Annotated in this window: 15 protein-coding genes and 2 pseudogenes; 4 read left to right on the top strand and 13 right to left on the bottom strand. The window is 59.0% G+C overall.

What is annotated here, in order from left to right:
• Window positions 1-145 precede the first annotated feature (145 nt).
• The 4 genes from nuoB to D5041_RS10690 all read left to right on the top strand — a co-directional run bounded on the left by nuoB (window position 146) and on the right by D5041_RS10690 (window position 3,617).
• On the top strand, window positions 146-625 hold the full coding sequence (nuoB, locus tag D5041_RS10705) for a NuoB/complex I 20 kDa subunit family protein (RefSeq protein WP_010109888.1): 480 nt from the start codon (window positions 146-148) through the stop codon (window positions 623-625).
• A gap of 89 nt (window positions 626-714) precedes the next feature.
• The gene (locus D5041_RS10700; protein ID WP_265284691.1) at window positions 715-2,106 is read left to right on the top strand and encodes an aminopeptidase P family protein; all 1,392 of its coding nucleotides are present in this window, start codon (window positions 715-717) and stop codon (window positions 2,104-2,106) included.
• Between the two features lie 148 nt (window positions 2,107-2,254).
• On the top strand, window positions 2,255-2,635 hold the full coding sequence (locus tag D5041_RS10695) for a hypothetical protein (RefSeq protein WP_265284690.1): 381 nt from the start codon (window positions 2,255-2,257) through the stop codon (window positions 2,633-2,635).
• A 73-nt stretch (window positions 2,636-2,708) separates the two neighbouring features.
• Window positions 2,709-3,617, top strand: a complete 909-nt coding sequence (locus tag D5041_RS10690; RefSeq protein WP_265284689.1) for a hypothetical protein — start codon at window positions 2,709-2,711, stop codon at window positions 3,615-3,617.
• Window positions 3,618-3,713: 96 nt separating this feature from the next.
• Here the strand turns inward: D5041_RS10690 and D5041_RS10685 are convergent, their stop codons facing one another.
• From D5041_RS10685 to D5041_RS10620, 13 genes and pseudogenes are all read right to left on the bottom strand, one after another.
• A complete protein-coding gene (locus D5041_RS10685; protein ID WP_265285081.1) occupies window positions 3,714-4,112 on the bottom strand; it encodes a type II toxin-antitoxin system MqsA family antitoxin in 399 nt (132 codons plus the stop codon).
• Window positions 4,113-4,257: 145 nt separating this feature from the next.
• Window positions 4,258-5,145, bottom strand: a complete 888-nt coding sequence (gene galU / locus D5041_RS10680; protein ID WP_265281511.1) for a UTP--glucose-1-phosphate uridylyltransferase GalU — start codon at window positions 5,143-5,145, stop codon at window positions 4,258-4,260.
• Between the two features lie 48 nt (window positions 5,146-5,193).
• Window positions 5,194-8,091 (bottom strand): valine--tRNA ligase, encoded by a 2,898-nt coding sequence (locus D5041_RS10675; RefSeq protein ID WP_265284688.1) that lies wholly within the window; start codon window positions 8,089-8,091, stop codon window positions 5,194-5,196.
• 317 nt (window positions 8,092-8,408) lie between these two features.
• Complete coding sequence (locus tag D5041_RS10670; RefSeq protein ID WP_265284687.1) at window positions 8,409-9,818, bottom strand: hypothetical protein; 1,410 nt, start codon at window positions 9,816-9,818, stop codon at window positions 8,409-8,411.
• 149 nt (window positions 9,819-9,967) lie between these two features.
• Entirely contained in the window at window positions 9,968-10,981 is a 1,014-nt protein-coding gene (locus D5041_RS10665) for an IS701 family transposase (RefSeq protein WP_265284686.1), read from the bottom strand.
• 70 nt (window positions 10,982-11,051) lie between these two features.
• The gene (locus D5041_RS10660) at window positions 11,052-12,602 is read right to left on the bottom strand and encodes a RelA/SpoT domain-containing protein (protein ID WP_265284685.1); all 1,551 of its coding nucleotides are present in this window, start codon (window positions 12,600-12,602) and stop codon (window positions 11,052-11,054) included.
• 243 nt (window positions 12,603-12,845) lie between these two features.
• On the bottom strand, window positions 12,846-13,901 hold the full coding sequence (locus D5041_RS10655) for a malate/lactate/ureidoglycolate dehydrogenase (RefSeq protein WP_265285080.1): 1,056 nt from the start codon (window positions 13,899-13,901) through the stop codon (window positions 12,846-12,848).
• A 5-nt stretch (window positions 13,902-13,906) separates the two neighbouring features.
• A complete protein-coding gene (locus D5041_RS10650) occupies window positions 13,907-14,212 on the bottom strand; it encodes a hypothetical protein (RefSeq protein ID WP_407702255.1) in 306 nt (101 codons plus the stop codon).
• A 104-nt stretch (window positions 14,213-14,316) separates the two neighbouring features.
• Window positions 14,317-15,576: pseudogene (locus tag D5041_RS10640) on the bottom strand (class I tRNA ligase family protein); the annotation flags it as partial.
• A gap of 594 nt (window positions 15,577-16,170) precedes the next feature.
• Window positions 16,171-16,557: a HepT-like ribonuclease domain-containing protein gene (locus D5041_RS10635; RefSeq protein ID WP_010100740.1), complete on the bottom strand. Its 387-nt coding sequence runs from the start codon at window positions 16,555-16,557 to the stop codon at window positions 16,171-16,173.
• Complete coding sequence (locus tag D5041_RS10630) at window positions 16,554-16,844, bottom strand: nucleotidyltransferase family protein (RefSeq protein WP_265257384.1); 291 nt, start codon at window positions 16,842-16,844, stop codon at window positions 16,554-16,556. The genes D5041_RS10635 and D5041_RS10630 overlap by 4 nt, the downstream gene beginning before the upstream one ends.
• A 97-nt stretch (window positions 16,845-16,941) precedes the next feature.
• Window positions 16,942-17,164: pseudogene (locus D5041_RS10625) on the bottom strand (IS3-like element ISAzo10 family transposase); the annotation flags it as partial.
• Window positions 17,165-17,256: 92 nt separating this feature from the next.
• Window positions 17,257-18,318, bottom strand: a complete 1,062-nt coding sequence (locus tag D5041_RS10620) for a malate/lactate/ureidoglycolate dehydrogenase (protein ID WP_265284684.1) — start codon at window positions 18,316-18,318, stop codon at window positions 17,257-17,259.
• Window positions 18,319-18,360: the final 42 nt, after the last annotated feature.

Genomic DNA, 18,360 nt, shown 5'->3' with positions numbered 1-18,360 from the left:
GTCGCATGGATGACTGGGAATGGGTTTTCAACGCCCTAGAATCCGCCGGTCCAGCAGGACTTCCGCAAGCATGTGGCCTTGCACCGCAGCAATTTACCAACGACATCCAGTCGGCTTGCGGAGCATTTGAAAGTTGAAAACCAAGATGATGGATGGTGTTTTTAAAAACGGCTTCGCCACGACTTCATACGCCAGCGTGGTCCACTGGGCCCAAACAGGGTCCCTTTGGCCCATGACTTTTGGTCTTGCTTGTTGTGCGGTGGAAATGATTCACTCGGCGAGCGCGCGCTACGACATCGCCCGGTTTGGTGCAGAGGTTTTCCGCGCCAGTCCGCGACAGGCCGATTTGATGATCGTTGCCGGCACCTTGACGAATAAAATGGCCCCCGCTCTGCGCAAGGTCTACGATCAGATGGCGGAGCCGCGCTGGGTATTGTCCATGGGTTCTTGTGCGAATGGCGGTGGTTATTACCACTATGCGTATTCTGTTGTGCGCGGCTGTGATCGCATTGTCCCGGTTGACGTATACGTGCCAGGCTGCCCGCCGACTGCCGAGGCACTCTTGTACGGAATCATTCAGCTGCAACAGAAAATTCGGCGGACAAACGCCATTTCCAGAAATTAGATGCATGCAATGGACCATACCCCCGATCCACGAAAAAGATCGGGCCCCAAACCCCGGATAGCCACAAAAATACCTGAGAACTTGACAGCATGAAACAACCGATTTTAAAAGAACTGGACCTTCCGGACATTTCACTCGCAGAAGATTACGCTGAACTGGGGGCCGATCTTTTTGTTCGGCGCTTTGAATCGCTGCGTGAAAAAATGGAGGAGCGCGCCCTCGATTTTCTGGTGGTCTATGCGGACCGCGAGCATGCTGCCAATTTCAGATACCTGACGAACTTTGATCCACGCTTTGAAGAAGCCATCCTGGTGCTGCCGTCACAATCCAGACCGGTGATTTTTTTGGGCAATGAAAACCAATCGGTAGCAAGCTACTTCACCCGGGTGGAGCACGAGGTGGTGCATTTTCCGTCGCTGAGCCTGCTCGACCAGCCGCGCATTGCAAGAAATACGTTCGAAGAGCGGCTCATGCAGTTGGGAGCCGGAAGGCATACCCGCGTCGGCGTGGTGGGATGGAAATACTTCACCCAGGCAGATGGCGCGGGCATGGAGTCGGCCTTTGAAATCCCCCACTATATTGTTGAAACCCTGCGCTCCATCGTTGGGGACTCCAATATGGAGAATGCAACAGCGCTCCTCATGCACGCCGACCATGGACTGCGCAGTTTCGTGGAACCTGCCCAATTGGCAGAATACGAATATGCCGCCAGTCTGGCCTCCGGATCCATTCTGACCATACTCGACAAGGTGGAACCCGGGCAGACCGAACTGGCCCTGGCACGCCATTTCGAGACCCGGGGAGTTCCTGCATCCTGCCACCCCATGCTTTCGGTCAAGGAAAAAGCGCGCTTGGGGCTTCCAAGCCCATCAACCCAACGCATAGACCGGGGTGATTTCCTGACGGTCGCCCTCGGTCTGCGGGGCGCGCTCAGTTCGCGCGCCGCCTACGTGGCAAGCAGCCAGGACGACATTCCCCTGAACTGCCGAACTTGGGTCCAGGAGGTCGTCCATCCCTACATGGCCGCAGCCTATACATGGATAAAACACCTGAAGGTCGGAATCACAGGGGGTGAAATCTACCAAGCCGTGGAAAAGATCTACCCAAGAAATCGCCATGGCTGGCATCTCAACCCCGGACACCTGATTGCCGATGATGAATGGGTTTCCTCTCCCATCTACGAAGGATCAAGCATCCGCATAAAATCCGGAAGCTATATGCAGTTGGACATCATACCGGGTCCGGCAAGACCCTGGTTTGGTGCGAATATCGAAGATGGCTACTACGTCGCTGACAGCAGCCTGCGCCAGCAACTGGCGGCAAACCACCCCGCGCTGTACGAACGCATGCTGCGCCGCAGAAACTACATGATACAAAAACTGGGTTATTCTCTGAGCGATGACCTGTTGCCGGTCAGCCCCAGCTGCGGGTATTACCGCCCTTACCTTCTGGACAGAAGAAAAGCCTTTGTGTTTGAATAATCGGTGCGCGGCGCCTGGACCCCAGCGTGTACCTGCTTGAGACGGAACAGCCCTTGACCCAGGATTCATTCAACGACGCCCAAAATACCCTTGCGTTATGCAACATTCCAGTAACCGTTACCTTGTAGTCGGCGCTGCGCTCAGTGCCATGGCAGGCATCCTCCATATTGGCTGTATCGTGTTTGGTGCACCTTGGTACCGTTTTCTCGGTGCCGGAGGAGCCATGATACAAATGGTCGAGAGGGGCCATTGGTATCCGCCGGTTTTTACCGCGGCCATTGCTGCAACGCTTTTCGCTTTCTCGGCCTATGCCCTTTCCGCCGCAGGCGCAATCCGCCGTCTCCCGCTGCTTAAATTGGTACTTTGCGCCATTGCTTCCATATACTTGTTGCGTGGATTGTGTTTTTTTATCTTGATCCCGCTATTCCCCGAGAACGGGATACTTTTCTGGATTATCAGTTCAGCCATTTGCCTGGTGCTCGGTCTCGTTCATTTCGTGGGCGTTCGGCAAATGTGGGATCGCTTGTAGCGGGGCCAGCGCGGCATTGGATTGCGCAAATGATGCCAATGACGCTACAGTGCAATCATAACGGAGAAAACACATGGAAATAGCAGTTCAAACAGTTCAGGGGTGGCTGGGTGTCCCCTGGAATATCTGGCCAGGGCTAATTGGTGCTGTCGTTAGTCTTGTCGTGGCGCCCTGTGCCGTAATACTCACGTCGTGGTTGTCAAACAAGAACAGTTTGAAGCTATTGAAGACGCAGCACGACCGTGATAACGACGAGGCAAACCGGCAGCGGGAGCATGATGCGAAGCAGAAGGACGAGGATCGAAAAGGAATCATCCGCCGAGAAGTCTACGCGAGTGCGGTAGAAGAGGCTTATGCGCTGCTGGGATACATTGGTGGCCTGCCGGATCGACCTTTGAACGCTGGCAATGATGGTGACGGCCTCCAATCCTTTCTGAAGGCCAACGCGAAGATCTGGCTGGTTGCAGACGCGGAAGCTGCTCACCTTTCGCAAGACCTTGCAGGTGACTTCTCAGAATTATTTTTCCATCAGGCGCTCGCTTCCCACCCGATTCGAAAGTTAAAGGAGTCGGTCCGTCGTCGGGAAGAGGCGATCGCAAAAAGCGAGGATCGTCGCCTTGATTCTCAACTTGCCGACGCCAGAGCGAGGAATGCGGGACTGGAAGAGCAGAAAAAGTTGATCGCTCTGAAGAAGGAAACCGATGAACACGTGAAGGCGCTTGAACTTGCTCAGCAGCAGGACCGCGACGCTATCGCCTCGTTATACAAGGAAGTCCTGACAGCATTCCTTGACAGGCAGGGTCCCGTCCAGCATACGCTTACCAAGCTGATAAGTGCGCTACGCGAAGAACTGAACTTGCTTCGGGATGATGATAAGTTCATGGAGCGGGACAAGGACACGGAGCAGCGAATGCGGGCAATGCTAAAGGCCCATGGGATTGATCTGCCCGGGCCGATGCCGGAGATCGTCGAGCCCGTCTGACCCTCTGGGAGGTAACGCCGCCACCCCATCACTTGATGCACCACACCTCGCCAATCACGCGCTGACATTTGCGGGACAGCGCACCAAGCGTCGGTACTAATTTACCACTTCGTTAAGCAACTCAGGGTGCCGATCCAGCACCTTGAGCAGTTTCACCAGTGACAGCGGTGGCTTTGTTTTTCCGTTCTTATACCGAGAGAATGCATTGATTCCACCGCCGAAAATTTCCGCCGCTTGCCGTTGGTCAAGATCAAGCTTTTTACGAACCTTGGCGATATAGGCTGGATCGACATACGCTGAATTCACTTGCCGCTGAAACTGCCCCAACAGGTCGCTGTACCGGTCTCCGTGTTCTCGATTCAGGATCACCTCACCACATGCGGGACAAAATTCACCCGTCACTTTGGGTATAACGGTAGCTTCTCCCTTGTAGATATAGTGAATATCACGGGTGTCGGGTATCAGTTCAGCCGCGCTGCAGCATGGGCATTTCACAATCACAACTCCTTGAATGAAACGGATGCATTGCCCGCCATGGCAAGGCAAAAATCCTCGCCATACCCTGGGTATCGCAAGGATTTGCAACGCCACCATGGCGCAAAAGGCGCAGTATATATGCCGCTATTTGCGGGATACCGCACTACAGATCCAACCCCTTGAGATACGCACGAAAGTGCGCCCCCACCTGGGGGTGCTGGAGCGCCAATTCCACCGTGGCTTCCAGAAAACCCTCCTTGCTGCCGCAGTCGTAGCGCTTGCCCTGGTAGTGCAAGGCGTATACGGCTTCGTTTTGCATCAAACGGGCAATGGCGTCGGTGAGTTGGATCTCGCCGCCCACGCCGCGCGGCTGCCTGCGGATTTCGTCGAATACGCCCGGCGTGAGGATGTAGCGGCCGGCCACGCCCATGCGCGACGGGGCCTGGGCGGCCGAGGGCTTTTCGACGATGCGATCGATGCGGATCAGCGGGCCGCCTGCGGGCTCGCCGGCGACGATGCCGTAGCGGTGCACTTGGTCCTCGGGCACTTCCTGCACGGCGATCACCGAGCGGCCTTGCTGGCGAAAGGCGCTCACCATCTGGGCCAGAACGGGCGGGCCGCCCGGGGGGCCGACCATCAGGTCGTCGGCCAGCAGCACGGCAAAGGGCTCGCGGCCCACCAGGGGCTCGGCGCACAGCACCGCGTGGCCCAGGCCGAGTGAGCGCGGCTGGCGCACGAAGGCGCAGTCCATGTCGTCGGGCTGCACGGAGCGCACCAGGGCCAGCAGTTCCTGCTTGCCGGCGGTTTCGAGTTCGGCTTCGAGTTCGTAGACGGTGTCGAAATGGTCTTCGATGGCGCGTTTGCTGCGGCCGGTCACGAAGATCATGTGGCGGATGCCGGCGGCGTAGGCCTCTTCCACGGCGTACTGGATCAGCGGCTTGTCCACCACGGGGAGCATTTCCTTGGGCGAGGCCTTGGTCGCGGGCAAGAAGCGCGTTCCCAGGCCGGCGACGGGAAATACGGCTTTGTGGATGGCGGGATCGGTGGTCATTGGGTCTCCTTCGAGTGACGCAACGGGCCCTACAGTATCGCGCCGTATTCAGCCCAGCCTTGTCAGCTGATCGCGCAAGCGGCCCAGCGTCGCGCCGAAGCCGGCGACCCGTTTTTGCTCCTGCTCGATGACCGCCGGCGGCGCCTTGGCGACGAAGGCCGGGTTGTCCAGCTTGGCGCCGGCCTTCGCGGCCTCGCCTTCGATGCGCGCGATTTCTCTCGCCAGGCGCGCCTTCTCGGCCGCCACGTCGATCTCCATGTGCAGGCATATGCGCGCGTCGCCCACCACGGCCACGGGGGCCGCCTGCGCGGCGCTGGCCCAGGCGGCTTCGTCGTCGAAGACCCGGACTTCGCCGAGTCTGGCCAGCGCTTGCAGCACCGGCGCCACGGCGCGCATGAACCCGGCGTCGCCCACGGCGTACAGGGGCAGACGCGCCGCAGGCGAGAGGTTCATCTCGCCGCGCAGGGCGCGGCACGCGTCCACCAGGGCCTTGACGCGGGCCATGTGGGCGAGCGCGGCCGCGTCGATCTTCTCGGGCCGGGCCTGCGGGTAGTGGGCGATCCCCACGGATTCGCCTGCCAGGCCGGCCACGGGCGCGACCGTTTGCCACAGGGCCTCGGTGATGAACGGGACGATCGGGTGCGCCAGGCGCAGGATGGCTTCGAGCGTGCGGATCAGCGTGCGGCGCGTGGCGCGCTGCGCGGCCTCGCTGCCGTGGTGCAGCTGTACCTTGGCGATTTCCAGGTACCAGTCGCAGTATTCGTTCCAGACGAAGTCGTAGATCGCGTTCGCCACGTTGTCCAGGCGGTATTCGGCAAAGCCCTTTTCCGCATCGGCCGCGGTCCCTTGCAGCAGCGACGCGATCCAGCGGTCGGCCGGGCTGAACGCCAGGTAGCCCTGCGCCGGGCCGCCGCTCTGGCAGTCCTGCGGGGTGTGCTCCTGAAGACCGCAGTCCTGGCCCTCGCAGTGCATCAGCACGAAGCGGCTCGCGTTCCATAGCTTGTTGCAAAAATTGCGGTACCCCTCGCAGCGCTTGCTGTCGAAGTTGATGCTGCGCCCCAGCGTAGCCAGCGCCGCAAAGGTCAGGCGCAGCGCGTCCGCGCCATAGGCAGGAATGCCTTCGGGGAATTCCTTTTGCGTGCTCCGGCGCACCGCGGGTGCGTCCTCGGGCCTGCGCAGGCCGGTGCTGCGCTTGTCCAGCAGGGGCTCCAGCGCGATGCCGTCGATCAGGTCCACGGGGTCGAGCACATTGCCTTCGGACTTGGACATCTTCCTGCCCTGCGCGTCGCGCACCAGGCCGTGGATGTACACCTGCCGGAACGGTACGCGGCCCGTGAAATGCGTGCTCATCATGATCATCCGGGCGACCCAGAAGAAGATGATGTCGTAGCCCGTCACCAGCACGGAGGAGGGCAGGTAGAGGTTGAAGTCGTCGCCCGCAGCGCGGCCCTGCTCGGGCCAGCCCATGGTGCTGAAGGGAACGAGGGCGGCGGAGTACCAGGTGTCGAGCACGTCGGCGTCGCGGCGCAGCGTCCTGCCCGGGGCCTTGGCCTGCGCCTCGGCCTCGCTGCGCGCGACGATCACGCCGCCGTCCTCGTCGTACCAGGCCGGAATCTGGTGCCCCCACCACAGCTGACGGCTGATGCACCAGTCCTGGATGTTGTTCATCCACTGGTTGAAGGTGTTGACCCAATTTTCCGGAACGAAGCGCACCTGCCCGCCGGCCACCGCGTCGATGGCCTTTTGCGCCATGCTCTTGCCGCTGGCGTCTCCCTCGCTCACCCGGTTCATGGCCACGAACCACTGGTCGGTCAGCATGGGCTCGACCACCTGGCCGGTGCGGGTGCAGATGGGCAGCATGTGCCGGTGCTTTTGCACCTCGACCAAGGCGCCGCAGGCTTGCAGATCGGCGACCACGGCCTTGCGCGCGACGAAGCGGTCCATTCCGCGGTACTTCTCCGGCGCGTTCTCGTTGATGCTCGCCTGCAAGGTCAGCACCACCCGCATGGGCAGCCCGTGGCGCTGGCCCACGGCGTAGTCGTTCGGGTCATGCGCGGGCGTGACCTTGACCACGCCGGTGCCGAATTCCGGGTCCACGCAGGCGTCGGCAATCACCGGAATCTGGCGCGCGCACAGGGGCAGATGCACGCTCTGGCCGACGAGGGCGCGGTAGCGCGCGTCCTCGGGGTGCACCATCAGCGCCACGTCGCCGAACAGGGTCTCGGGCCGCGTGGTCGCCACCCGAAGGCTGCCCGAGCCATCGGCCAGCGGATACGCGATATGCCATAGAAAGCCGTCGCGCTCCTCGCTTTCGACCTCCAGATCGGACACCGCCGATTGCAGCTGCGGGTCCCAGTTCACCAAGCGCTTGCCGCGGTAGATCAGGCCCTGCTCGTACAGCCGCACGAAGGTCTCGGTCACCGCGCGGGAGAGCTTCTCGTCCATCGTGAAATACTCGCGGCTCCAGTCCACGCTGTCGCCCATGCGGCGCATTTGCGTGGCAATGGTGTTGCCGGATTTCCTCTTCCACTCCCAGACCTTGGAGACAAAGTTCCTGCGCGCCTCGGCCGGGGTGGGCCCCAGGTCGTGGCGGCTGACGCCCTGCTCCTGCAACTGGCGCTCAACGACGATCTGCGTGGCAATGCCCGCGTGGTCGGTGCCCGGCAGCCACAGGGTGTTGAAGCCGCGCATGCGGTGGTAGCGCGTGAGGCTGTCCATGATCGTCTGGTTGAACGCATGGCCCATGTGCAGCGTGCCCGTCACATTCGGCGGCGGCAGCTGGATGGAGAACGCCCCCTCGCCCGCGCGCGGCGCGCCACTGCCACGAAACCCCGCGACGCCATAGCCGCGGCGCTCCCATTCCGGCCCCCATCGGGCCTCCAGGGCAGCGGGTTCAAAGGACTTGGACAGGCTGTCGAGGCCGGGGCGTTGCAGGGGCGGGAGCATGGGATGGGGCAGTGCAGGAGGCGGCCGGGCGCCTTGGCGGACGGGGGGGAGCGGGGATTTTAAGGGAGCCGACCCGGGCCGCCGGCCGGGGCGAGGCGGCCGCAAGGCTTTTCCTTGACCTTGCTTGGGTTGGTGCTGGGCCGTGGGGGCTCCTGTTTCGTGCGGCATCCAACACGTGCAATAGCCGCTGGTAGTGAATGCCGGCGGGCAGGTCACCTTCGGCCTATCCGCTGATTCACTGGGTTCTGATGGGTGTTGGTATTGAAGTGCCGCTCACCCACATGCCCATGATTTCCTTCCGATCTTGGGATTATTGTTTATTCATCGAGCCCAAGCCGCCTTTGTGCCGATTGTTGATCTGCCGATCGTTGCTCCGATGCAATGTGGCGATCAAGCTGTTGAAGGCATTTTTCCACGAAGTCCTTGACACGGGGGCGCGGATCATTGGGATAGTGTTTCTGCAATTCTTTCTTCTTGGCTCGGTATGCATCCGCATAAGCATAATCGATACGGCCGGTGATCATACCGCTCGGTAGAATGCAATCTTCGACTTTTTTCAAACGGGCATCTTCAGGCGACAGTCGATTCACCACTGCCATGAGCACCGGGAAGATTAAAGGGTTACCGCAATAAATGGGCATGGCACTGAGAATGAAGTTGATATCTTGATCCAAGCCTGTTTCGGCAATACCCATGAATTTCGTGGACCCTTCTTCGGTAAAAGTTGGCAACGCGGCACGCAGCAGGCGTCCGTAAGTAAATCGAAAGAATTGATCGCTTGGGCTATCCCATTTCCGTATCGTGTCAATTATCAAGTCGATATTTTCGGAGAATGGCTTCTTTAGCCAATCAAACGAATAGGGAATCGCCTGGTAGTCTTTGATCTCCTGCTTGTTGGCAAGACGCTGGTGGAAAAAATCCAAAACTGCCTTGAGATCCCGGGTGGCAATGAGCGCGAGGAAATGTTCCGCTTCGTATTCGATTTCTGGCGCCGCCAAAATACCTTCGAGTACAACCGAAATTTGATCCGGAGATAGCTGCGCCACAAAGGTTTCAATGCCCTTTATATACCCATTTTGTCCAATCCAGCGACAATCCTTCGCGGAGATCAGGTGCTGCAATGCGGGAAGGAAAATTTCTTCGATCCAACCAGATGAAGATGCATGCTTCTTGATTGCGAGAGCAATGGATTCAGATATCACAGGTCTGTCATCATTCGCCAACGCCTTATCAAGAAGCATTTTGGCCTGCTCTACAGGTGGGGACTCGAGAACCTGAAAATGTCTGGCAATTGCAAGCAGATACTCACCTTTCTCAAGATAGCTCGCAATCAGCGATTTATATTCGGCGATAGCGCTGCTGTTGAACAGACCATTGAGAACAGGTAACAAAAAATCGAGAAGGTGCTTGTTATTGCTTTTCCTCCAAGCAAGCACGATATCGGGTTTTTCTCTTGCTAATTCGCACAGGAAATCACAGAAAATCAAGGATGCCAGCACCTCCACCTCATTCGACCCTGTTTCCGCGCAACGGATGATAAGGTCGTACCATTCATCCGAATTCTCCATGGAAATCGCAGCGATATATTCCAAATATTCCTTCCGGCGATAGCCTTCATGGTCATCGAAATTTCTATCTTCCCACTGAGGGGGCAAGACACTCTTGAATCCGACCAAGGTCTTGTAGCGGACATAGCGTGTATCTGTGTTGATACGGTCACGCAGCACTTCGATAGATCGACGCAAACTTTCCGCTTCATTCTTGCAATCGAATCCGTCGTTACCGGCTATTCCTCTCGCTCGCCAATAGAGACGCAATATTAGGACTTACGCAGACCAATTTCAGCTAGCGCGCAGCTCGGACTTTTGTAGTCAGTTCAGACGAAGGCCATGAGCACGCTTGGTTGGGTCAACTCCTGTCTCATATAATCCGATAGCATCTTCTTTTTGATATTGTAAATATTCGTTTTCAACTTTCTAGCCAGTGCAGACATATAATTCCATGCCAATATCACACAGCCAATATGATTGCGTTGCGCCTTGGCCGATCTGCACTGGCACTTCTCAATTCCGAGCGTCTGTTTCACTTCGCGATGATACTGCTCAATCTTCCAACGTATGCCACATATCGCTTTTGCATCGTCGGTCGATGTCTGATCAAGATCATTTGTCACAATCCATTCCGTGCGATTCGTTGTAATCGCAACCCGAAATAACTTGACCTTCGTTGCACCTGGAAAACCATGAATCTTGATCAGTTTGCCATGTGCTGCTTCCTGTTGATTCCACTGCAATTTGCTCACGGCCTGATAGGGTTGCTTTCCACCGCTGTCGTCCACCTTGCGGTTGCTCTTGAGTGGGCAGTAAAATATCTTACCCTCGCGGTGCACGTGCAGCATCAGATCCTTGGTGGCGTACCAAGAATCCATCAGCACCACACGGAACGGCAGTTTTTTGATGTTCAGCGCGTCGTCGAACATTTCCTTCATATGGGTGAGCTTGGACTTGGCATCAATGTCCGGCTCATAGACGCGCCAATCTATGATCCAGTAGCGCTTGGTTTGTGGGTCCACGTACAAACAATTGACGATACCGATTCCCTTGATCAGGCGATGCTCGTTACCGCTATATTGCAAGCGCACCAACTCCATCTTGTGCGAATGGTTCTTGTCCGAAACGCTGTCGTCAAACACGAGAAAGCCATCGGGAGAAGTTTCAATCACACCTTTGGCCTGCTTCCAGACATCACCCGGCGTTACATCGTCATTCTGCAAATAGCGATTGATGGCGTCATGCGAAAAATGCTGATGATGATCGGCAAACCAAGTTTGCGTGTAATTCGTCTGCGACGAAATGAGAAATTGACAGTAATCACGGCGTGTTGGCTTCATGTTCATGAAGTGTGGAGTTGAAACCATGCAATTATACATCACAAAACATTACAAAAAACTATTTTCTCGATTATTTATTTTGGTTTGCGTAAGTCCTAAATATTTCGCACTCAATGTGATGGAGTAGTTCATAGGGCTGTTGATCGATCCGCTCTGCAAATAGATCAGTGATTTTTTCGACATCCGAAAGCATCATCGCATAAAGGTCCTTGTGATAATCTTCTGGTTGAACTCGAGGTTCGGACATTGCATTCATCAAATCCGAAACAATCTCCTTCTTCTCGGCAAGCAATCCGGGTTGATCAAACAATGCAATCAATCCATTTATGGATTTTCTCCGAGCCATCTTCAATTCATCGCTGACTCTCACCACACCACGTCTTACAGTTAAAATGACGCCGCTGCCATCAGGGACAAGAGATGTTGATTTTCCTTCCAATGTGATACCCAATGCCTCACACCAGATGATTCTGGCAATCTGTTTCAATGGAGCAGAGTCGACGAAAGGCAATTTCTCGACAAGTTCCGTGAGTAAGCATTGAACGCCTGGTCCGCATTTATTCCAAACATCAATATTGTATCCGGCAAGCTGTTTGACCGCCTTAGATATATCCTTTCGCACCTCGTCGTCCGCCTCATCACGGAGTATTTTGGCGAGGCTATGGAAAGTGATTTCGACATTGAAGTATCGGAGTGTCCTGAGAATATCAACGGCGAGGCTTGTAATTTCCTCTGCGGTGCGACCTTCACTGTAACCCGAAAGATTCTGAAAATTCTCCGGGATCGGCTTCGGCATGGTTTGTCGCGCGACATTGACAGCATTGCACAAAGCTTGAGCCAATTCCGGATAGATCGCCGCTAGATCATCGTAGCTCGAAATATATTCTTTGATCGTCGAGAGTGTACTGTGCCGATCGTTGTTATCACTACTATGTTCCAACGTTTCAAGCATACCGCGATCAAAGAGTTCCTTTCCACGCCTCAACCGTTCAAAATCATGCAACACCTTGTCGAATTCGTGACCGGCAGGTCCAAGATATTGCTGCACGATTTTTCGCATTCGTTTTTTAATGGCTGTAATAGATGCATTACAGAATCCACTCACCTCCGGTTTGTAGATGATTTCGTGCGAGATCTCTGCCCAGACATGACCGAGCATTGTTTGGATTTGAATCTCGCAACGCAAATCCTTGAATCTGGAATATTCAGATCGGGTCAGAATCTCGGGGGTAAGGTGGACGATATAATGATCTGCATCATAGGGTTCATCATCATTTTCGGGGTTCGGATAGTGAATTTTTGTGTGCTTATGCTCCACGAAAAATCTATCAGAAATTAATCTGGATCCGGAAAAATAATTGACGTCTGTATTGGTATAAAATATAATCCTGACGCCTGCGAGATCCTTGATTTCAGTTTCGATCGCTTCAGATGCCAAGAGATTCCGATTTTCCAACTTTAATCTCAAACTTTTCACCGTTTTGGCACGGGATTGAATTGCCTGGGGTCTCTTGACATTCTCGCCCGCAGTCTCGAATGCGGCTTCCAATTCGCATTTTACGGCCTTGGAAAATGCATCATAGGTATCAACAAACTCCTTTTCGTATTCGTCAATGTTCATTTTATCGATCCCCTTTACTATCCCGTTGACATGGTTACCCACTGGCTTGGTGGGCTCCGAGGCCAGCCCACTCTACGCGGCCTTGGAAAACAGCAAACGCCAAAAACATCTGCCAGTCTAAGTCAATCGGCGAGTGCAACAACACAGTCAAGTGTCTGTTGCGCGACCTTGATGCACCGTAGTCCGGGAGCTAAGTAGTTGCTTCGGTTTACTGCCTCGGCCCTTTGCGCAGCCAGCCCTGCGTCACAGAACCACCCCCACCTTGGCCCCGGCAGCGACGATCTCGTCCCAGGTCGCCGCGTCGATCCGGATTCCATCGCGCGCACGCTGCGCGCGGGCACGGCGTTCGGGCTCGCCGGCGATTTGCACTTGGTCAAAGCCCGTGCCCGGCGGGCATTGGCGCAGCCAGTCGATAAAGGCCCGGGTTTCCTGCGCGAAGGGGTCCTGCGTTCCGAGCCGGACGGGGTCGATCAGCACCGTCAGCATTCCATTGAGCACCGTGCGCTCGGTGCCCGCCGGGCGGTGCCAGGTGCCGCCGCCCGTGAGCGCGCCGCCCAGCAGCTCGCAGGCCAGCGCCATGCCGTAGCCCTTGTGCTCGCCAAAGGTCATGAGCGCACCGAACAGGCCCTGGCTCTGCGGCACCACGACGACGCCCGGGTTGTTCGTGGGCGCGCCTTTTTCGTCGATCAGGTAGCCGTCGGGAACCGGCTCGCCCTTGTTGTAGGCCACGCGCATCTTGCCCTGCGCCGCGCGGCTGGTCGCGTAGTCGAGCACAAAGGGTGGCTCGCCCGCGAGCGGAATGCCGATGCAGCAGGGGTTGGTGCCAAAGCGCCCATCGCCGCCGCCCCAGGGCGCGACCACGGGCCGCGAGAGCACGTTCACGAAGTGCATCGCAACCAGCCCCTGCGCCGTGGCCAGTTCCGCGAAATGCCCTATGCGCCCCAGGTGGTGCGCGTGCGCAAGCGTGGCGATGCAGCTGCCGTGCTGCTTGGCCCGCGCAATGCCCAGTTCCAGCGCCTGCACGCCGACGACCTGCCCGTAGCCGTACTGGCCGTCGAGCCCCAGCAGCGTTCCGGTGTCGAGGGTCAGCCGGGCGGCGGCATTCGGCTTCAGGCCCCCCTCGGCCACCGCGTCGATATAGCGCGGCAGCATGCCCACGCCGTGCGAATCGTGGCCGCTGAGGTTCGCGAGCACCAGGTTGGCTGCCACCTGCCGGGCTTCGGCCGGCAGGCTGCCCGCCGCTTCGAGGACGCGCGCGGCGGTCGATTCCAGCCCTTCGGCGGACAGGGTGATGGACATGGGCATCAGAGCACTCCCTTTGCGTTCAAGGTGATGGCGTACAGCGAGGTGCTCGCGCAGATGAACAGCCGGTTGCGCCGGAGCCCGTCAGCCAGGCGGCGGCATTCGGCTTCAGGCCCCCCTCGGCCACTGCGTCGATAGAGCGCGGCAGCATGCCCACGCCGTGCGAATCGTGGCCGCTGAGGTTGGCGAGCACCAGGTTGGCGGCCCACCTGCCGGGCTTCGGCCGGCAAGCTGCCCGCCGCTTCGAGGACGCGCGCGACGGTCGCTTCCAGCCCTTCGGCGGACAGGGTGATGGACATGGTGGGCATCAGAGCACTCCTTTTGCGTTCAAGGTGATGGCGTACAGCGAGGTGCTCGCGCAGATGAACAGCCGGTTGCGCCGGAGTCCGCCAAAGCAGACGTTCGCCACCGGCTCGGGGACCAGGATCTTGCCCAGCAGCGTGCCGTCCGGGTGGTAGGCGTGCACGCCGTCGCCGGCGCTGCTCCACAGGCGGCCTTCGGTGTCCAGCCGGTTCATGGCCACGAACCACTGGTCCGTGAGCATGGGCTCGACGACTTGGCCGGTGCGGGTGCAGATGGGCAGCATGTGCCGGTGCTTTTGCACCTCGACCAAGGTGCCGCAGGCTTGCAGATCGGCGACCACGGCCTTGCGCGCGACGAAGCGGTCCATTCCGCGGTACTTCTCCGGCGCGTTCTCGTTGATGCTCGCCTGCAAGGTCAGCACCACCCGCATGGGCAGCCCGTGGCGCTGGCCCACGGCGTAGTCATTCGGGTCATGCGCGGGCGTGACCTTGACCACGCCGGTGCCGAATTCCGGGTCCACGCAGGCGTCGGCAATCACCGGAATCTGGCGCGCGCACAGGGGCAGATGCACGCTCTGGCCGACGAGGGCGCGGTAGCGCGCGTCCTCGGGGTGCACCATCAGCGCCACGTCGCCGAACAGGGTCTCGGGCCGCGTGGTCGCCACCCGAAGGCTGCCCGATCCATCGGCCAGCGGGTACGCGATATGCCATAGAAAGCCGTCGCGCTCTTCGCTTTCGACCTCCAGATCGGACACCGCCGATTGCAGCTGCGGGTCCCAGTTCACCAGGCGCTTGCCGCGGTAGATCAGGCCCTGCTCGTACAGCCGCACGAAGGTCTCGGTCACCGCGCGGGAGAGCTTCTCGTCCATCGTGAAATACTCGCGGCTCCAGTCCACGCTGTCGCCCATGCGGCGCATTTGCGTGGCAATGGTGTTGCCGGATTTCTTCTTCCACTCCCAGACTTTGGAGACAAAGTTCCTGCGCGCCTCGGCCGGGGTGGGCCCCAGGTCGTGGCGGCTGACGCCCTGCTCCTGCAACTGGCGCTCAACGACGATCTGCGTGGCAATGCCCGCGTGGTCGGTGCCCGGCAGCCACAGGGTGTTGAAGCCGCGCATGCGGTGGTAGCGCGTGAGGCTGTCCATGATCGTCTGGTTGAACGCATGGCCCATGTGCAGCGTGCCCGTCACATTCGGCGGCGGCAGCTGGATGGAGAACGCCCCCTCGCCCGCGCGCGGCGCGCCACTGCCACGAAACCCCGCGACGCCATAGCCGCGGCGCTCCCATTCCGGCCCCCATCGGGCCTCCAGGGCAGCGGGTTCAAAGGACTTGGACAGGCTGTCGAGGCCGGGGCGTTGCAGGGGCGGGAGCATGGGATGGGGCAGTGCAGGAGGCGGCCGGGCGCCTTGGCGGACGGGGGGGAGCGGGGATTTTAAGGGAGCCGACCCGGGCCGCCGGCCGGGGCGAGGCGGCCGCAAGGCTTTTCCTTGACCTTGCTTGGGTTGGTGCTGGGCCGTGGGGGCTCCTGTTTCGTGCGGCATCCAACACGTGCAATAGCCGCTGGTAGTGAATGCCGGCGGGCAGGTCACCTTCGGCCTATCCGCTGATTCACCGGGTTCTGATGGGTGTTGGTATTGAAGTGCCGCTCACCCACATGCCCATGATTTCCTTCCGATCTCGGGATTATTGTTTATTCATCGAGCCCAAGCCGCCTTTGTGCCGATTGTTGATCTGCCGATCGTTGCTCCGATGCAATGTGGCGATCAAGCTGTTGAAGGCATTTTTCCACGAAGTCCTTGACACGGGGGCGCGGATCATTGGGATAGTGTTCCTGCAATTCTTTCTTCTTGGCTCGGTATGCATCCGCATAAGCATAATCGATACGGCCGGTGATTGTTTAAGTCATGCTTGCTGAAATTCACACCACGGTGTGTAGGGACCGAACATCGGCGGCTTGTTGTCGTTGGTCATGGATCCATTCCTCCATGATCATGGTTTTTCGTCAAACTGGCTTGTACTTCTGTAACTTGAGCATGTAGGCCGGGGAGGTCGCTCTGGAGCATATTCCAGATGATTTCAAGATCCACTTTGTCATAGCCATGCGAGACGCGGTTACGCATCGTGTACATGACTTTCCAAGGAATGTCATCGTGCCGTGCGGCGAACTCCGGTGCTACGCGCTGGATGTTGTTCGACGCCTCGCCGAGGATTTCGATATTGCGGATCACGGCGTCCTGTACCAAATCGCTGTTCAGGAATCCAACTTCATCCATGTCCGCCGTGTAGCGGTCGATCCGCTCGATAGCCTTCAGGATGTGCCCGATGTAGTCAAGGGTGCGCAGTACCTTGGTCATACTGGAACTGCCTCCGAGAGAACCCTGCTGCGGAATGTCTCGGGCAAGGCCCTCGGCGTCAGTACATCCACCGACACGCCAAGAAGGCGTTGCAGTTCCACCTGAATGGCAGCCACGTCCATCAGCGTTGTTTCCGGCGTCGGGTCGATGAGGATGTCCAGATCGCTGCTGTCTGTATCTTGCCCGTGGAGGACAGAGCCAAACACCCGCGCATTGCAGGCGCGGTGCGCAGCCACCACGCCCCGAATCGCAGCACGGTTCGAGGCCAAGGCTTCAGAGGGCTTCATTCGTTCTCCCACGATAAAATCCGTTTTCATCTTAGAGCAACATCACCGGGAAAGCAACAACAAAATCCGGCGCGTGTCAAGATAGTTGTCGCCTCGTTCAAACAGCCATCGGTTGAATATCCTGTGCCATCGAATGCGTCTTGATGACCGAATCGCGTTCAGGGTTGAGGTTCACGGCCTCGATGTGCGACCCGTTGCGCGTGGCGCCAGACCAGCGTGCCGGGTTGAGCGCACGAGCGCTGATGTACAGCGCGCGCCAGGATCGCTTTGTCTTGACCTGCATGGCGCTGTGCCGGGCTGACGTAGCGGATGCCGCTGTTCATGGGAACTTGCTCACCAACACCTTGAAAGGGGTGGGGCTGAGTAGTTGCTCCGGTTTACTGCCTCGGCCCTTTGCGCAGCCAGCCCTGCGTCACAGAACCACCCCCACCTTGGCCCCGGCAGCGACGATCTCGTCCCAGGTCGCCGCGTCGATCCGGATTCCATCGCGCGCACGCTGCGCGCGGGCACGGCGTTCGGGCTCGCCGGCGATTTGCACTTGGTCAAAGCCCGTGCCCGGCGGGCATTGGCGCAGCCAGTCGATAAAGGCCCGGGTTTCCTGCGCGAAGGGGTCCTGCGTTCCGAGCCGGACGGGGTCGATCAGCACCGTCAGCATTCCGTTGAGCACCGCGCGCTCGCTGCCCGCCGGGCGGTGCCAGGTACCGCCGCCCGTGAGCGCGCCGCCCAGCAACTCGCAGGCCAGCGCCATGCCGTAGCCCTTGTGCTCGCCAAAGGTCATGAGCGCACCGAACAGGCCCTGGCTCTGCGGCACCACGACGACACCCGGGTTGTTCGTGGGCGCGCCTTTTTCGTCGATCAGGTAGCCGTCGGGAACCGGCTCGCCCTTGTTGTAGGCCACGCGCATCTTGCCCTGCGCCGCGCGGCTGGTCGCGTAGTCGAGCACAAAGGGGGGCTCGCCCGCGAGCGGAATGCCGATGCAGCAGGGGTTGGTGCCAAAGCGCCCGTCGCCGCCGCCCCAGGGCGCGACCACGGGCCGCGAGAGCACGTTCACGAAGTGCATCGCGACCAGCCCCTGCGCCGTGGCCAGTTCCGCGAAATGCCCTATGCGCCCCAGGTGGTGTGCGTGCGCGAGCGTGGCGATGCAGCTGCCGTGCTGCTTGGCCCGCGCAATGCCCAGTTCCAGCGCCTGCACGCCGACGATCTGCCCGTAGCCGTACTGGCCGTCGAGCCCCAGCAGCGTTCCGGTGTCGAGAGTCAGTTTGACGGCGGCATTCGGCTTCAGGCCCCCCTCGGCCACCGCGTCGATATAGCGCGGCAGCATGCCCACGCCGTGCGAATCGTGGCCGCTGAGGTTGGCGAACACCAGGTTGGCTGCCACCTGCCGGGCTTCGGCCGGCAGGCTGCCCGCCGCTTCGAGGACGCGCGCGACGGTCGATTCCAGCCCTTCGGCGGACAGGGTGATGGACGTGGGCATCAGAGCACTCCCTTTGCGTTCAAGGTGATGGCGTACAGCGAG

This window comes from Verminephrobacter aporrectodeae subsp. tuberculatae (assembly GCF_026127385.1).
Taxonomy (GTDB): Bacteria; Pseudomonadota; Gammaproteobacteria; order Burkholderiales; family Burkholderiaceae_C; genus Acidovorax; species Acidovorax aporrectodeae.
The sequence above is the reverse complement of the archived record's forward strand: the minus strand, read 5'-3'. Positions and strand labels throughout refer to the sequence as shown.

Excerpts from the sequence above, each read along its gene's own strand:
- nuoB (WP_010109888.1), top strand. The coding sequence starts at position 146 with ATGATGGATGGTGTTTTTAAAAACGGCTTCGCCACGACTTCATACGCC.
- D5041_RS10700 (WP_265284691.1), top strand. The coding sequence starts at position 715 with ATGAAACAACCGATTTTAAAAGAACTGGACCTTCCGGACATTTCACTC.
- D5041_RS10695 (WP_265284690.1), top strand. The coding sequence starts at position 2,255 with ATGGCAGGCATCCTCCATATTGGCTGTATCGTGTTTGGTGCACCTTGG.
- D5041_RS10690 (WP_265284689.1), top strand. The coding sequence starts at position 2,709 with ATGGAAATAGCAGTTCAAACAGTTCAGGGGTGGCTGGGTGTCCCCTGG.
- galU (WP_265281511.1), bottom strand. The coding sequence starts at position 5,145 with ATGACCACCGATCCCGCCATCCACAAAGCCGTATTTCCCGTCGCCGGC.
- D5041_RS10675 (WP_265284688.1), bottom strand. The coding sequence starts at position 8,091 with ATGCTCCCGCCCCTGCAACGCCCCGGCCTCGACAGCCTGTCCAAGTCC.
- D5041_RS10665 (WP_265284686.1), bottom strand. The coding sequence starts at position 10,981 with ATGAAGCCAACACGCCGTGATTACTGTCAATTTCTCATTTCGTCGCAG.
- D5041_RS10660 (WP_265284685.1), bottom strand. The coding sequence starts at position 12,602 with ATGAACATTGACGAATACGAAAAGGAGTTTGTTGATACCTATGATGCA.
- D5041_RS10655 (WP_265285080.1), bottom strand. The coding sequence starts at position 13,901 with ATGTCCATCACCCTGTCCGCCGAAGGGCTGGAATCGACCGCCGCGCGC.
- D5041_RS10650 (WP_407702255.1), bottom strand. The coding sequence starts at position 14,212 with ATGCCCACCATGTCCATCACCCTGTCCGCCGAAGGGCTGGAAGCGACC.
- D5041_RS10635 (WP_010100740.1), bottom strand. The coding sequence starts at position 16,557 with ATGACCAAGGTACTGCGCACCCTTGACTACATCGGGCACATCCTGAAG.
- D5041_RS10630 (WP_265257384.1), bottom strand. The coding sequence starts at position 16,844 with ATGAAGCCCTCTGAAGCCTTGGCCTCGAACCGTGCTGCGATTCGGGGC.
- D5041_RS10620 (WP_265284684.1), bottom strand. The coding sequence starts at position 18,318 with ATGCCCACGTCCATCACCCTGTCCGCCGAAGGGCTGGAATCGACCGTC.